The sequence below is a fragment of the Bradyrhizobium sp. CCGB01 genome (assembly GCF_024199795.1).
Classification (GTDB): domain Bacteria; phylum Pseudomonadota; class Alphaproteobacteria; order Rhizobiales; family Xanthobacteraceae; genus Bradyrhizobium.
Genome location: NZ_JANADK010000001.1, coordinates 343,606 through 356,503, shown reverse-complemented (window position 1 = coordinate 356,503; position 12,898 = coordinate 343,606). Strand labels below are relative to the sequence as shown.

Genomic DNA, 12,898 nt, shown 5'->3' with positions numbered 1-12,898 from the left:
AGATACTCTGGATTGCTTCGTCGCTTGCGCTCCTCGCAATGACGTGGAGAGAGCGGAGGCTCTTCAGCCCCGCCGCTTCGCATTCGCGGCGATTGCCATCAGCGTGCGCTGGGCGATGGCGGCGGCGAGGGTGGATTGCTTGCGGGTGTCGAGCGCGGCGGTGGCGAGCTGCTCGATGATGGCGGCGAGCCGCGGCACGCTGAAATTTCGCAGCGCCGTTTCGACCGCGGGCTTTCGTGAAAAATGCAGGCGGGGAAAGCCGCCGTCGAGCACGGCGGAGGCCGGCGTGCCATCGGCAATCGCGAGAGCGGATTTGTGCAGCCATGCCGCCTGGCGCTGCGCGGCCGAGATGATCACACCGGGGTAGGTGCCGGCGATCATGGCCTTTGCGAATTCGGTCTCGACGATGTCAGGCCGGCCGGCGAAGGCGCCGTCGACGATCGGATCGAGTTTCAGCTCGGACGCATCGGCGACCACGGACATCACATCGTCCAGCGTGATCTCGCCTTTGCCATGGGCATAGAGCGTCAGCTTGCGCAGCTCGTTGCGCGAGGCCTGGCGGTCGCCGCCGAGGAACGACATCAGCGCCGCGCGGGCATCCTGCGCGATGCGCAAATTGGCGATGCGGAGCTCGTCTTCCATCAGTCTTGCAAGGTCGCGCTCGGTGTCGGGATAGCAGCCGATCGCGACGGCCGTCTTGGCCTTCTCGCAGGCCTTGCGCAGCGGCGATTCCGGACGCAGCTCGCCGGCCTCGATCACGATGCGGCAATCCTTCACGTTCATCTCCGCCAGCGTGTCGACACCGCTGGCAAAGCTGCGCGAGCCGGCACGGATACGGATGGCGCGGCGGCCGCCGAACAACGGCACCGTCATGGCCTCGTCGACGAGCCGCGACGGCTCGGCGGAGAGCTCGTCGCCGTCGAGCTTTACGAGCGAGAAGGGATCATTGGGGTCGTCGACGGCGGAGGCAATCAGTGCATCGGCGCGCTCGCGCACGAGGCCGGCATCGGGACCGTAGAGCAGGATGATCGGTCGGCCCCCGTCGGGACGGGCGAGGAAGGCGTCGATCTCTTTTCCGCGCAGCGCGACCATCGGGCCTGATTGTCATTCCGGGGCGCGCGCAGCGCGAACCCGGAATCTGAAGATTGTGGATCGAGATTCCGGGTTCACGCTTCGCGTGCCCCGGAATGACAGAGGTAGTTACGTGCCGGCGGTGAAGAACGAGGCGAGCCGGGTCGTGATGTTCTCGGCGATCTCGTTGGCGGCACGGTCCTCAGCATCGCGCAAGGCGCGGTTGCGGGAGAAGCGCTGGTAGGAGCCGGGCATGTCATAGGACACGCGCGAGAAGGTGGTGCCGGTCATCACCGACTTGCCGCTGACCACCTCGACCAGATTGTACTGGGCGTCGATGCCGTAATTCTCGCTGGTCGGCAGGCCGGTATTGGGATCGACGATCAGCGACGACTTGTTGCTCGTGAAGCGGATCTCGAGGCGGTGCGTCGGCGGCATGCCGGTCGCCGTGCCGTAAAGCTTGAACGCCAGGGCATTGCGGACCTCGACGCCGACGCGGGCTTCGCGGGAGGCATTCGCCTTGGAGATCGGCGGGAGATCGACCCCCATCAGCTTCTCGCGCAGGCCGGGGGTACCGTCGGTACGCTCGGCATACATCGGCTGGAAGCAGCCAGCCGTCAGCGCCGCCAATGCGGCAACCGCCAGCAAGCGGGCTGCGATGCGGATCCTAGCCGACAACATTCACGATCCTCTTGGGGACGATAATCACCTTGCGGACGGGCTTGCCGTCCAGGGCCAGTTTTACCGCATCGAGGGCCAAAACGGCAGCCTCGATTTCCGGATTCTGGGCCGCTGTTGCAACTGTGACCTCGCCCCGTTTCTTGCCATTGACCTGAACCACCAAGGTCACGCTGTCTTCAACCAGCAAATCGCGTTCGATTTGGGGCCAATTGGCCTCCGAAACCAGCCCGGAGTGACCCAGAACCTGCCAGCACTCCTCGGCCAGATGCGGCATCATCGGGGAGAACAGCTGGACCAGGATCTGGCTGGCCTCCCGGATCGCCCAGGCCAAGTCGGCGGCCGGCTGGCCGGGGCGCTGGAGCACCTCCGAAAACGCGTTGGCGAATTCGCGGATGTGGGCGAGGCAGACGTTGAAGTGCAGCCGTTCGACGCCGGTGGTTACCTTGTCCAGCGCGCCGTGGGCCGCTTTGCGCAAGGCCGTGGCATCCGGACCGAAAGAGGCCGGCCGGGCCGCCGGCGCGGTCTTGCCGAGTTCCACCGCATCGTTCACCAGCCGCCACAGCCGCTGCACGAAGCGCGAGGCGCCCTGGACGCGCTCGTCGCTCCAGATCACGTCGCGGTCGGGTGGGGAGTCCGACAGCATGAACCAGCGGGCGACGTCGGCACCATAAGTCTCGATGATGTCGTCGGGGTCGACCGTGTTCTTCTTCGACTTCGACATCTTCTCGATCGGACCGATCTGGATGTCTTCGCCTGACGTCAGCAGCGTCGCGCGCCTGCCATTGCCGCCGATTTCGATCTTCACTTCGGCCGGCTGCACATAGGTGCCGTCGGCCTTCTGGTAGGTCTCGTGCACCACCATGCCCTGGGTGAACATGCCGGCGAACGGCTCGTCCAGCGCAATGTGCCCGGTCGCCTTCATCGCGCGGGTGAAGAAGCGGCTGTAAAGCAGATGCAGGATCGCGTGCTCGACGCCGCCGATATACTGGTCGACCGGCAGCATCCGGTTGGCGACGGCAGGCGTCGTCGGCGCGCTCTCGTTCCAGGGGTCGGTGAAGCGCGCAAAATACCAGGACGAATCCACGAAGGTATCCATGGTGTCGGTTTCGCGCTGCGCCTTGCCGCCGCATTTCGGGCAGGTGACGTGCTTCCAGGTCGGGTGATGGTCGAGCGCGTTGCCCGGCTTGTCGAAGGTCGCATCATCAGGCAGCGTCACCGGCAGGTCCGCATCCGGCACCGGCACCACGTCGCATTTCGGACAATGGATGACGGGAATCGGACAGCCCCAATAGCGCTGGCGCGAAATGCCCCAGTCGCGCAGGCGGAAATTGACCTGACGCTCGCCGACCGGCGCGTTGCCGCGCAGCTCGTTTTCCAGCCGTTTTGCAACTTCGTCCTTGGCCTGCTCGATGGTCATGCCGTCGAGGAAGCGCGAATTGATCATGCGGCCGTCACCGTCATAAGCGGTGTCGGTGATCACGAAGGTCTTTGGATCCTGGCCCTCGGGGCACACCACCGGCGTGTTGCCGAGATTGTACTTGTTGACGAAGTCGAGATCGCGCTGGTCGTGCGCGGGGCAGCCGAAGATCGCGCCGGTGCCGTATTCCATCAGCACGAAGTTGGCGACATAGACCGGCAGCTTCCAGCTCGGGTCGAACGGATGCACAGCGCGGATGCCGGTGTCAAAACCCTGCTTCTCCGCGGTGTCGATGATCTCCTGCGCGGTGCCGATCTTCTTGATGTCGGCGATGAACTGCGCAAGTTTCGGGTTCTTCGCGGCGGCAGCCTGCGCCAGCGGATGATCCGACGAGATCGCCATGAACTTCGCGCCGAACAGCGTATCGGGACGCGTCGTGAAAATCTTCAGCTCGCTCTCGCCAGCCGGCGTGGTCGCCGCATCGAGCGCGAAGCGGACCAGCAGGCCCTCGGAGCGGCCGATCCAGTTGCGCTGCATCAGCCGAACCTTGTCGGGCCAGCGATCCAGCCCATCCAGCGCCGACAGCAGTTCCTGCGAGTACTTCGTGATCTTGAAGACCCACTGGCTCATCTCGCGCTGTTCGACGATCGCACCCGAACGCCAGCCGCGGCCGTCGATCACCTGCTCGTTGGCGAGCACGGTCATGTCGACCGGATCCCAGTTGAGCTTGCGCTTCTCGCGCTCGGCGAGGCCCGCGCCGAGCATGTCCAGAAACATCTTCTGCTGATGCTTGTAGTAGCTGGGATCGCAGGTCGCGAATTCGCGTGACCAGTCCAGCGACAGCCCGATCGAGCGGAGCTGCTTCTTCATCGCGGCGATGTTGTCGTAGGTCCAGGCCTTCGGCGCGACCTTGCGCTCGATGGCGGCGTTCTCGGCCGGCAGGCCGAACGCGTCCCAGCCCATCGGGTGCAGGACGTTGAACCCCTTGGCGCGCATGAAGCGGGCCAGCACGTCGCCGAGCGTGTAATTGCGGACATGGCCGATATGGATGCGCCCGGACGGGTAGGGGAACATCTCCAGGACGTAGTATTTCGGCCGCGAGTCGTCGTTCTTCGAGACGAAGATCGCCTGTTGGTCCCAGGTAGCCTGCCAGCGCGGTTCGGCGTCGCGGGCGTTGTAGCGTTCGGAGGTCATGGAATCGTTGGGTTTTCGTGGATTCGGCCGTCTAAAGACGGCGGACTAGGCCATAGAAGTCCTTAAGGGGTCAATGGGTTGCCGTTCGCGGCGGCGCCCCGCAATGCTGCTCCGCAAAAGTACGGAGCGGCCTATTGGGATCGGGTTAAGGGGTCGGTGCGAGGTTGGCCGCCAACAGCACCCGCCAGGCGATGGATTCAGGCTTCGACGATCTCGATTACGACTATGCCGCGTCCATCGCCGGACGGGCGGTGCGGAGCATGGCCGAGCAGCGAATTCCGCCGACGCCGACCAATTTTGCGGTCTGGTTCCACTATTTCGCCGGCACCCATGACGACCTGCGCAACGCGATTGACCTCCTGATCGACCACAGCCGTCCCTTCGACGCCAGGATCAATCAGGATCTGTTCGAGACCTATGTCGCGCCCCGGGCGGGCGTCGTCGCCTCCAAGACGTCCGAGCGGCTGCATGCCCTCATGGGGGTGGCGCAGGAGTTTCTGGCGACGGCGATCGCCGACAATCATTTCCAGATGCAGGCGATCAGCGAGGTCGCCGATCAGGGCAAGGCCGGCGTCGATCCGAAGGTGCTGGTCGCCCAGCTCATGAATGAATTGAGCCGTGCCGCCACACGGGCGACCCGGCTCGAGGCGGGCTTTTTGGAAAAGACCCGCGAGCTCGACGTGATCCGCGACTCGCTGTCCAAGTCCGAGGAGAGCGCCCGGACCGACACGCTGACGGGCCTCGCCAACCGGCGGGCGCTCGATGAATTCCTGCGCAAGGCGCAGGCGACCGCGGATTGGGGCGAGCCGCTCAGCGTGCTCTTGCTCGACATCGACCACTTCAAGACCTTCAACGACAATTTCGGCCATGGCGTCGGCGACCAGGTGCTGCGGTTGATGGCAAAAGTGTTGCGCGAAAAAGTTCGCGAGCAGGATCTGCCTGCCCGCTATGGCGGCGAGGAGCTGATCGCCGTGCTGCCGGATGCCGATCTCGCCACGTGCGCCGGGATCGCCGAGCGCATCAGGTACGCGATCGCCGAATGCACGATCACGCGCCGCTCGACCGGCGAGACCCTGCCCGGCATCAGCGTGTCGATCGGCGTGGCGCAGTACCGTGCGGGCGAGGCGATCACCGATCTCATCGAGCGCTGCGACCGCGCGCTCTATCTCGCCAAGGGCGGTGGCCGAAATCGTGTTGTGACGGAAGTCGAGCTCGATCGCGCCGGGGCCGCGGGCTAGGCGCTAGCCGCCATCATCATGTCGGCCGAGCCGCTCTCGATCGCCTGCACGCCGTGCTCGACGACGTTGTTGCGGCCGCGGTGTTTTGCGGCGTAGAGCGCGGCGTCGGCGGCTTCGATGAGATCGCCGGGACGCAGCGTCTCGTTGGGCCGCGCCGCAGCGACGCCGATCGAGACGGTGACGATCATGTGGGCCGAGGTGATGTGCGGCAGGCACAGCTTCAGCACCGCCGCGCGCACCTGCTCGCCGATCTCGACGGCGCGGTTCACATCGGTGTTCGGCAGCAACAGGCAGAACTCCTCGCCGCCATAGCGCGCCGCAAAGCCCATCGTGTCGGCGGCGATGCCGGACAGCGACTCGCCGAGCCTGGTCAGGCAGGAATCGCCTTCGAGATGGCCATAGGTGTCGTTGAAGAGCTTGAAGTGATCGACGTCGATCATCAGCAGCGCGAGGTCGCTGCCATATTGCTGCGCGCGCATCCATTCGAAGTCGAGCCGGCTCTGGAAGCCGCGGCGATTGGCGAGGCCCGACAGCATGTCGATCGAGGCCATCACGGTCAGGCGGTCGTTGCTCGCGATCAGCTCGCGCTCGCGCTGGCTGAGCTGCGCGGCCATGGCGTTGAACGCGCGGGCCAGCGGCACGAACTCGGCCGGCAGCCGATTGCGCGCGGCGCGCGCCGAGAGGTCGCCCTCGCCGAGGCGCTTGGCCATGTCGGCCAGCATCTCGATCGGCTTGATCACAAGCTTCTCGGCGGCGATCAACGCGCCGAGCAGGACGAACAGGACGACGAAAGCGAGCTGGAGATAGGCGGTGCGAATGTCGCGGCTGACCGCCGCGGACACCTTGTCCTCGTCGATGCTGGCGATCAGGCGGGCATTGGTGCCGGCGATGCGGATATAGCTGACCGCGCGGCGCGAGCCGTCGGCGGCAAGGAAAGAGAGCGAGCCTTCGTCCTGGTCCGAACGCAGGGCCCTGTCGGCGATCGCGGACATCAGCGGCATGTTGTCGAGCGGACGGCCGATCGTGCTGTGCTGGTCAGCCGGTGCGGCCAGCACGGTGCCGGCGCTGTCGACCAGCACTGCGGTGATGCCGGCGCGGCCGCCGAGATTGCTCATGACCTTCGACATCCAGTCGAGGTTCACGGTGGCGAGCACGACGGCATCCGGCACACCGCTGAACGCGGACACCGGATAAACCGCCATCACGGTCGGTGACGGGACCGGCCGCGACAGGATGAAGTCGCTCAGCACGAAGCGGCCGGTTTCCTGCGCCTGCTGGAAGTAAGGCCGGTCGCTGAGGTCGAGGCCGACATACATGTTGTTGGTGGCGCACTGGATGCGTCCGTCCTGGCCGGCGATCAACAGCGTGCGGATCCAGGGAAGGTTCGACGGCAGGCTCGCGCGCAGCACGTCGCAGCTCTTGCTGATGCCGCCGGCGGAGGCGCGGATGAAGGCTTCAGATTTGAGGATGGTCTCGACCGACGAGATCACTTCGCGCTGCGCATCGGCGCTGTGTCTTGCAATGGTGGTGAATTCAGTCGCGGCCTGCGCGATCTGCCGTGCGCGCGTGTCCTCGAGCGAACGGATGCGCTCGAACATCAAGGGCGTCACCAGAATCACCGCGAGCAACGCAAGCCGTGCCCGGATACCGAGAACCTGCTTGAGTTTCGCTCGTTTGCGGTTGAAACTGACGTTTGCCATCTTCGCTGCCCACCCCATGGGCCAAGGTAAAGCGAAGGGTTCAAAAACTCTTTCTTGAACTCGGTAAAATTAGAACTAGCTCCGCAACAATCCGGTCCGATCCGACGTCATGACAGAAAACAACGCCGTGCCGGTAACCGGCGATTCACCAAACGCGCTCGCCGCGGTCGAAGCCGAAATTGCTCGCGCCTGCAAGGAAGCCCGGCGCGATCGCGCCTCCGTGACGCTGATCGCGGTGTCCAAGACTTTTGCCGCGGATGCAATTATGCCGGTAATCGCCGCCGGACAGCGCGTATTCGGCGAAAACCGCGTGCAGGAGGCCAAAGGCAAGTGGCCGGCGTTAACGTCCGCTTATTCCGGCATCGCGCTGCATCTGATCGGGCCGCTGCAATCCAACAAGGCGAAGGAGGCGGTCGCGCTGTTCGATGCCATCCATTCGGTCGACCGCCCGAGCATTTGCCAAGCGTTAGCCAAGGAAATCGAATCCCAGAACAAGCACCCGGAACTGTTCGTCCAGATCAATGTCGGCGAGGAGCCGCAGAAGGCCGGTATCGCTCCCGGCGAGGCCGATGCCTTCATTGCCAGCTGCCGCGACACCTATGGACTGACGATCTCCGGGCTGATGTGCATCCCGCCGGTCGACGAGCCGCCAGCAGCGCATTTCGCGCTGACGGCCAAGATCGCGGAGCGCAATGGTTTGAAGAAGCTTTCGATGGGCATGAGCGCGGATTTCGCGAACGCCATCATGCTCGGCGCCACGCATGTCCGCGTGGGGAGCGCGATCTTCGGGCATCGGTGAAGCCGCTGGCGAAGGCTGAGCCGCACAAAGGCTCTCGAATTCGTCATTGCGAGCGTAGCGAAGCAATCCAGAATCCTTCCGCGGAGGCAGTCTGGATTGCTTCGTCGCAAGGGCTCCTCGCAATAACGGCGGTGGCTACGCGAACCCCACCGACACCTTCCCCAGCGCGCCAAAATCCACCGCAAAGTGATCGCCGGCCTGGATCGGCAGCGGCGGATGGCACGTGCCCGTTGTCACCACCTCCCCTGCCCGCAACGTGATGCCGAGCCCGCGCAGCTCGTTGGCAAGCCAGGCCAGGGCAACACGGGGATCGCCGAGCACGTTCTTGCCGTGGCCGAGATAGTGCTGGCCGCGCAGCGTGATCTGCGGCCGCTCCTCGACGAGATCCATGGCACGCCAGTCCGCAGTCGTCGCTGCGCCCAGTACGAACAGATGCGCGCAGGCATTGTCGGCGATGAGCTGCGCCTCGCCGGCGCCGGCGAAATCGACAAAGCGCGAATCGGGAATCTCGATTGCAGGATGGAAGGTGCCGACGGCGGCGAGGACCTCCTCAACGCTGTAAGGCGCGGACCGCGGCGGCAGATCGCGCCCCATGCGGAACGCGAATTCGGGCTCGCCGACGCGCATCGCGATGCCTTTCATCGGGGCTGTGCCGCCATCGGCGATCACGGTGTCGCTCATGATGCGACCGGCCAGCGGTCCCGTGACGTTGATATGCTTCTGTCCGGACTCGCTCGTTGCCGCGATCTTCCAGCCGAACAATTGTCCGAGCGCTTGCGTTTCGAGCGCGGCCTGGATCGCATAGCCCTCGGTGCGGCTCTGCGGCCGCAACCGCGGCTCCAGCGCATCAAACTTGCTGCCGTCGCGCCAATGTTTGACGAAGACCTGCGAAGCGGCGGCGATCCGATCCTTGTCGAGCATGTGCCCTCACCCGATGATGATTCTTGTTCGTGGCCCAAGCCGCCGCAGCAATTGCAGCATGGCTGCCTTGGTCATGGAGACGCAGCCTGCGGTCGGCCCGAAATTGTCGCGCGCCAGATGCAGGAACACGGCGCTGCCGCGGCCGGCGATGCGCGGCCGGGTGTTGTGGTCGATTTCGATGATGAAGTCATAGAGATGGTCGGCCCGCTTGAGCCGGTCACCGCCCTGCTCCGGCCCGAGCCGGATCGCCTGATTGTAGTGGCGATCTCCCGGGTCCTCGCACCAGGCGTCCGTGTCGCCGATGGTCCGGGCCGGAAGAAAGGTCTGCGGGCGGCTGTGGCGGTCGCCCCGCCACCATAATTGCCTGGGGCGGAAGCTGCCCCTCGGGGTGCCGCCATCGCCCTCGCGCTTGTTCGCCAGGATTCCGCCCCGCCCCAGCGCCACCGGGATCGTCAGCGCGCCGGCCGTCAGCCAGCCCCGGCGCGGATTCCCGGCCGCAGGCTTAACGCGGATCGCTCGGAGCGGTCCGGAGCCAAGATTCCTGGTGTAACTACCTGAAGCAGCTTTGTTTTTCATGTGAACGTGCGATGTCGAATTCATTACAGGACATTCATCAAAACGCCCTGCAATTTTGAGTTAGAGTGGTTCTGGCTTGTGAATCGGTAACAGCCCACTACTTCATCACGAATAACAATAATAACAGCGACCCCCCTAAACTTCCCTCTCGGCTGGGTGCAGCATGGATGCGCGCCGCGCCGGACCCAAAAGGATGATCCCCTATGGCCAATGCCCGCAAGATCCTGATCGTGGATGACGATACCGATCTGCGCGATACGTTGGTGGAGCAATTATCGCTGCACGAAGAATTTGAAGCCTCCGCGGTCGATACCGGCGCCAAGGGTGCGAGCGCCGCGAAGGCCAATGCCCCGGATCTCGTCCTTATGGATGTCGGCCTGCCCGACACTGATGGCCGCGAGGTGGTCCGTTCCCTGCGCAAGGGCGGCTTCAAGGCCCCGATCATCATGCTCACCGGGCACGACACCGATTCCGACACCATTTTGGGACTTGAATCCGGCGCCAACGACTACGTCGCAAAACCGTTCCGCTTCGCCGTGCTGCTGGCCCGCATCCGCGCCCAGCTCCGTCAGCACGAGGCGAGCGAGGACGCCGTGTTCTCGGTCGGCCCCTACTCCTTCCGTCCGGGCTCGAAGATGCTGACCGCGGCCAATGCGCGCAAGGTCCGCCTCACCGAGAAGGAAACCGCCATCCTTCGCTTCCTCTACCGGGCCGGCCAGATGCCGGTCTCGCGCGAGACCCTGCTCCAGGAAGTCTGGGGCTATAATTCCGGCGTCACCACCCACACGCTGGAAACCCACATCTACCGCCTCCGCCAGAAGATCGAGAAGGACGCCGCCAACCCGGAGATCCTGGTCACGGAAGCCGGTGGCTACAAGCTGGTGCCGTGATACGCTTCATGGGCGTGCGAATCGTTTTAGATCGCGTGCCTTTCGAGCCCCGGACCTGAATGTCAATCGACGACGACGTAGCGCTTCTCGAGCGTGTCCCGACACTGCGCCTGTTGGGAGACGCTTCGTTGCGCATGCTGGCGATCGGCTCCGAGCAGCGTAACTTCGTCCGTGGCGACGTCCTGTTCAATCTCGGCGACGAGGCCGATGCCGGCTACGTGGTCCAGCGCGGCGCCTTTCGGGTCGACGACGGCGCCGGCGCGGAGATGATCGCAGGTCCCGGTGCGTTGATCGGCGAGCTTGCGCTGGTGGTGCCGATGAAGCGGCCGTCGAGCGCGATCGCGCTGGAGCACGCCTCCGTCATTCGCGTCGCGCGCAGCCTGTTCCAGCGCGTGCTCGAGAGCGACCCTGCCGCCGCCGTTCGCCTCCGCGACGAATTCGCGGTGCGCTCCAGCCAGATTGCGAGCGATATTTTGATGGCGGGCGCGAAGCTGACGTCCTGAGAGATCGCAGCTTCGTAGCAGGGCTTCCCGAATTCAGACGTCCAGCGTCACCGTGACGGGCACATGGTCCGACGGCCGCTCCCAGCTCCGCGCGTCGCGCAGGATCTTGAAATCGCTGACCGCGTCCTTCAGTGCGCGCGAGACCCAGATGTGGTCGAGCCTGCGGCCGCGGTCGCCGACGGTCCAGTCGGCGGAGCGGTAGCTCCACCACGTGTAGACCTTCTCCGACATCGGGATGCGCTCTCGCGCGACGTCGACCCATTCACCGGCCGTTAGCGCCGCTTGCAGCTTCTCGGTTTCTACAGGCGTGTGCGAGACCACTTTCAGAAGCTGCTTGTGCGACCACACGTCGTTCTCGTGCGGCGCGACGTTGAGATCGCCGACCAGGATGTGGCGATCCTCGCCGCGCGGATGCAGCGGCTCGCAGGCCTTCATCTCGTCGAGGAAGCGAAGCTTGTGGTCGAATTTCTCGTTCAGCGCCGGATCGGGAATGTCGCCGCCGGCGGGAACGTAGAAATTATGCAGCACCAGCGGCTTTGCGATGCTGGCCTTTTCGCCGAACGACACCGAGATATGGCGCGAATCCACCTTGTCGCAGAAGGTGCGGATGTCCTTCGATTCGAACGGGATCTTCGAGACGATGGCGACGCCATGATAGCCCTTCTGCCCGTTCAGCGCGACATGCTCATAGCCGAGCCGCTTGAAGCGCTTCAGTGGAAAGGCATCGTCGATGCATTTTGTCTCCTGGAGGCACAGCACGTCCGGCCGCGTGCTCTTGAGAAACTTCGCGACCAGGTCGATGCGAAGCCGCACCGAATTGATGTTCCAGGTTGTCAGGGAAAGACGCATGAGGGATGCGTCTTAGCATGGAATGGCGTGGGCGAAATGCTTGTCCACAGGCGCGGTTTCGTAGGGTGGGTTAGCCCCGGGCTGCGCGAAGCGCAGTCCCTTGGCGTAACCCACCTCTTTGATTTCCGCGGTGGCAGAAGTGGTGGGTTACGCCTTCGGCTAACCCACCCTACGCGCCGTCAACCCGGCGACGGGCCGTAATTGGTGAAGTCGATCTTGAACATGCCGGGATCGAGCTTCTTGCTCGAGTCCAGATTGTAGACCGCGATCGTGGTGTCGTAGCCCTGCGGGTCGGTGACGGTCCACTGCTTCAACTGGCCGTCCTTGGCGCCGAACATCAGCAAGAGACGGCTGGTGCCGACAAGCGCCTGCTTCTCCTCGATAGTGACGCTGACGAAGACGTCGTCGGCCGAGACGTTGACGACGTTGGTGTCCTTCATCAGGTCGATGCGATCGGACAGCAGGAAGCGCAGCGGCGTCTGCGACAGCGGATAGACGTCCTGGGTCGCGAGCTTGCGGTCGCGCACCACGAGCGAGGATCCGTCGGCGACGATGTCGATCGGGCTCGGCGCGTCATATTCGAAGCGCACCTTGCCCGGTTTCTGAATGTAGAAGTCGCCCTGCGTCTTGCTGCCGTCGGGACCGACCTGGACGAAATTCCCGACCAGCGTCGAAAGCGACGACAGATACGCGCTGACCTTGGCCGCCTGCGCCTTCTGGTTGGCATCGAAGGTCTGGAAGATGCTGCTCGGCACGTTGCGGCGCGGATCCGGAATGACCGGGTTGGGCGGCGTCTGGGTCGCGCCGGTGACAGCGGGCCCTCCCCCCGCCGGACCGCCATCGCGGCCCTTCGGCGCGGGCTTCGGCACGGGGACGTTCTGCGCGAACGACGCCCCGGTGACCATCGCGGCGGTGACCAGAAGCACGCCCGCCACGCGCGCGCTTCGCGCAGCGATGGTGGCGGCAAATCGAATGTCCGGATGTCTGATCAACGCGTCGTCCTGTATGGCTGGGCGCCCTTTTACCGTGATTTCGGGCAAAAGCAGATATCGATTTTGC

The 12,898-nt window shown here is 64.5% G+C and carries 12 protein-coding genes; 4 read left to right on the top strand and 8 right to left on the bottom strand.

Annotation, left to right across the window (positions count from 1 at the left end):
* Window positions 1-63: 63 nt before the first annotated feature.
* From holA to leuS, 3 genes are all read right to left on the bottom strand, one after another.
* On the bottom strand, window positions 64-1,092 hold the full coding sequence (gene holA / locus NLM25_RS01615) for a DNA polymerase III subunit delta (protein ID WP_254135791.1): 1,029 nt from the start codon (window positions 1,090-1,092) through the stop codon (window positions 64-66).
* Window positions 1,093-1,200: 108 nt separating this feature from the next.
* A complete protein-coding gene (gene lptE, locus NLM25_RS01610; protein WP_254114833.1) occupies window positions 1,201-1,752 on the bottom strand; it encodes an LPS assembly lipoprotein LptE in 552 nt (183 codons plus the stop codon).
* The gene (gene leuS / locus NLM25_RS01605) at window positions 1,739-4,363 is read right to left on the bottom strand and encodes a leucine--tRNA ligase (RefSeq protein WP_254135790.1); all 2,625 of its coding nucleotides are present in this window, start codon (window positions 4,361-4,363) and stop codon (window positions 1,739-1,741) included. Before leuS ends, lptE begins: the two co-directional genes overlap by 14 nt.
* A 191-nt stretch (window positions 4,364-4,554) precedes the next feature.
* Here leuS and NLM25_RS01600 point away from each other — a divergent pair, with 191 nt between their 5' ends.
* The gene (locus NLM25_RS01600; RefSeq protein WP_254141092.1) at window positions 4,555-5,601 is read left to right on the top strand and encodes a GGDEF domain-containing protein; all 1,047 of its coding nucleotides are present in this window, start codon (window positions 4,555-4,557) and stop codon (window positions 5,599-5,601) included.
* Here the strand turns inward: NLM25_RS01600 and NLM25_RS01595 are convergent.
* A complete protein-coding gene (locus NLM25_RS01595; protein WP_254114835.1) occupies window positions 5,598-7,301 on the bottom strand; it encodes a diguanylate cyclase domain-containing protein in 1,704 nt (567 codons plus the stop codon). The two genes, NLM25_RS01600 and NLM25_RS01595, sit on opposite strands and share 4 nt — an antisense overlap.
* Window positions 7,302-7,410: 109 nt before the next feature.
* Between NLM25_RS01595 and NLM25_RS01590 the strand changes: the two genes are divergently transcribed.
* The gene (locus NLM25_RS01590) at window positions 7,411-8,100 is read left to right on the top strand and encodes a YggS family pyridoxal phosphate-dependent enzyme (RefSeq protein WP_254135789.1); all 690 of its coding nucleotides are present in this window, start codon (window positions 7,411-7,413) and stop codon (window positions 8,098-8,100) included.
* A 135-nt stretch (window positions 8,101-8,235) separates the two neighbouring features.
* Here NLM25_RS01590 and NLM25_RS01585 read toward each other — a convergent pair whose 3' ends face one another.
* Together NLM25_RS01585 and NLM25_RS01580 are read right to left on the bottom strand one after the other, a co-directional pair.
* On the bottom strand, window positions 8,236-9,021 hold the full coding sequence (locus tag NLM25_RS01585) for a 2-keto-4-pentenoate hydratase (RefSeq protein WP_254135788.1): 786 nt from the start codon (window positions 9,019-9,021) through the stop codon (window positions 8,236-8,238).
* Window positions 9,022-9,027: 6 nt separating this feature from the next.
* On the bottom strand, window positions 9,028-9,597 hold the full coding sequence (locus NLM25_RS01580) for a L,D-transpeptidase (protein WP_254135787.1): 570 nt from the start codon (window positions 9,595-9,597) through the stop codon (window positions 9,028-9,030).
* 203 nt (window positions 9,598-9,800) lie between these two features.
* Here NLM25_RS01580 and NLM25_RS01575 point away from each other — a divergent pair, with 203 nt between their 5' ends.
* Window positions 9,801-10,487: a response regulator transcription factor gene (locus tag NLM25_RS01575; protein WP_007598630.1), complete on the top strand. Its 687-nt coding sequence runs from the start codon at window positions 9,801-9,803 to the stop codon at window positions 10,485-10,487.
* Window positions 10,488-10,546: 59 nt separating this feature from the next.
* Window positions 10,547-10,990: a cyclic nucleotide-binding domain-containing protein gene (locus tag NLM25_RS01570; RefSeq protein WP_254114839.1), complete on the top strand. Its 444-nt coding sequence runs from the start codon at window positions 10,547-10,549 to the stop codon at window positions 10,988-10,990.
* A gap of 33 nt (window positions 10,991-11,023) precedes the next feature.
* Here NLM25_RS01570 and xth read toward each other — a convergent pair whose 3' ends face one another.
* Together xth and NLM25_RS01560 are read right to left on the bottom strand one after the other, a co-directional pair.
* A complete protein-coding gene (gene xth / locus NLM25_RS01565; protein WP_254135786.1) occupies window positions 11,024-11,839 on the bottom strand; it encodes an exodeoxyribonuclease III in 816 nt (271 codons plus the stop codon).
* A 179-nt stretch (window positions 11,840-12,018) separates the two neighbouring features.
* Window positions 12,019-12,774: an outer-membrane lipoprotein carrier protein LolA gene (locus tag NLM25_RS01560; protein ID WP_254141091.1), complete on the bottom strand. Its 756-nt coding sequence runs from the start codon at window positions 12,772-12,774 to the stop codon at window positions 12,019-12,021.
* Window positions 12,775-12,898 lie beyond the last annotated feature (124 nt).

Coding starts and splice junctions, on each gene's coding strand:
- holA (WP_254135791.1), bottom strand. CDS start 1,092: ATGGTCGCGCTGCGCGGAAAAGAGATCGACGCCTTCCTCGCCCGTCCC.
- lptE (WP_254114833.1), bottom strand. CDS start 1,752: ATGTTGTCGGCTAGGATCCGCATCGCAGCCCGCTTGCTGGCGGTTGCC.
- leuS (WP_254135790.1), bottom strand. CDS start 4,363: ATGACCTCCGAACGCTACAACGCCCGCGACGCCGAACCGCGCTGGCAG.
- NLM25_RS01600 (WP_254141092.1), top strand. CDS start 4,555: ATGGATTCAGGCTTCGACGATCTCGATTACGACTATGCCGCGTCCATC.
- NLM25_RS01595 (WP_254114835.1), bottom strand. CDS start 7,301: ATGGCAAACGTCAGTTTCAACCGCAAACGAGCGAAACTCAAGCAGGTT.
- NLM25_RS01590 (WP_254135789.1), top strand. CDS start 7,411: ATGACAGAAAACAACGCCGTGCCGGTAACCGGCGATTCACCAAACGCG.
- NLM25_RS01585 (WP_254135788.1), bottom strand. CDS start 9,021: ATGCTCGACAAGGATCGGATCGCCGCCGCTTCGCAGGTCTTCGTCAAA.
- NLM25_RS01580 (WP_254135787.1), bottom strand. CDS start 9,597: ATGAAAAACAAAGCTGCTTCAGGTAGTTACACCAGGAATCTTGGCTCC.
- NLM25_RS01575 (WP_007598630.1), top strand. CDS start 9,801: ATGGCCAATGCCCGCAAGATCCTGATCGTGGATGACGATACCGATCTG.
- NLM25_RS01570 (WP_254114839.1), top strand. CDS start 10,547: ATGTCAATCGACGACGACGTAGCGCTTCTCGAGCGTGTCCCGACACTG.
- xth (WP_254135786.1), bottom strand. CDS start 11,839: ATGCGTCTTTCCCTGACAACCTGGAACATCAATTCGGTGCGGCTTCGC.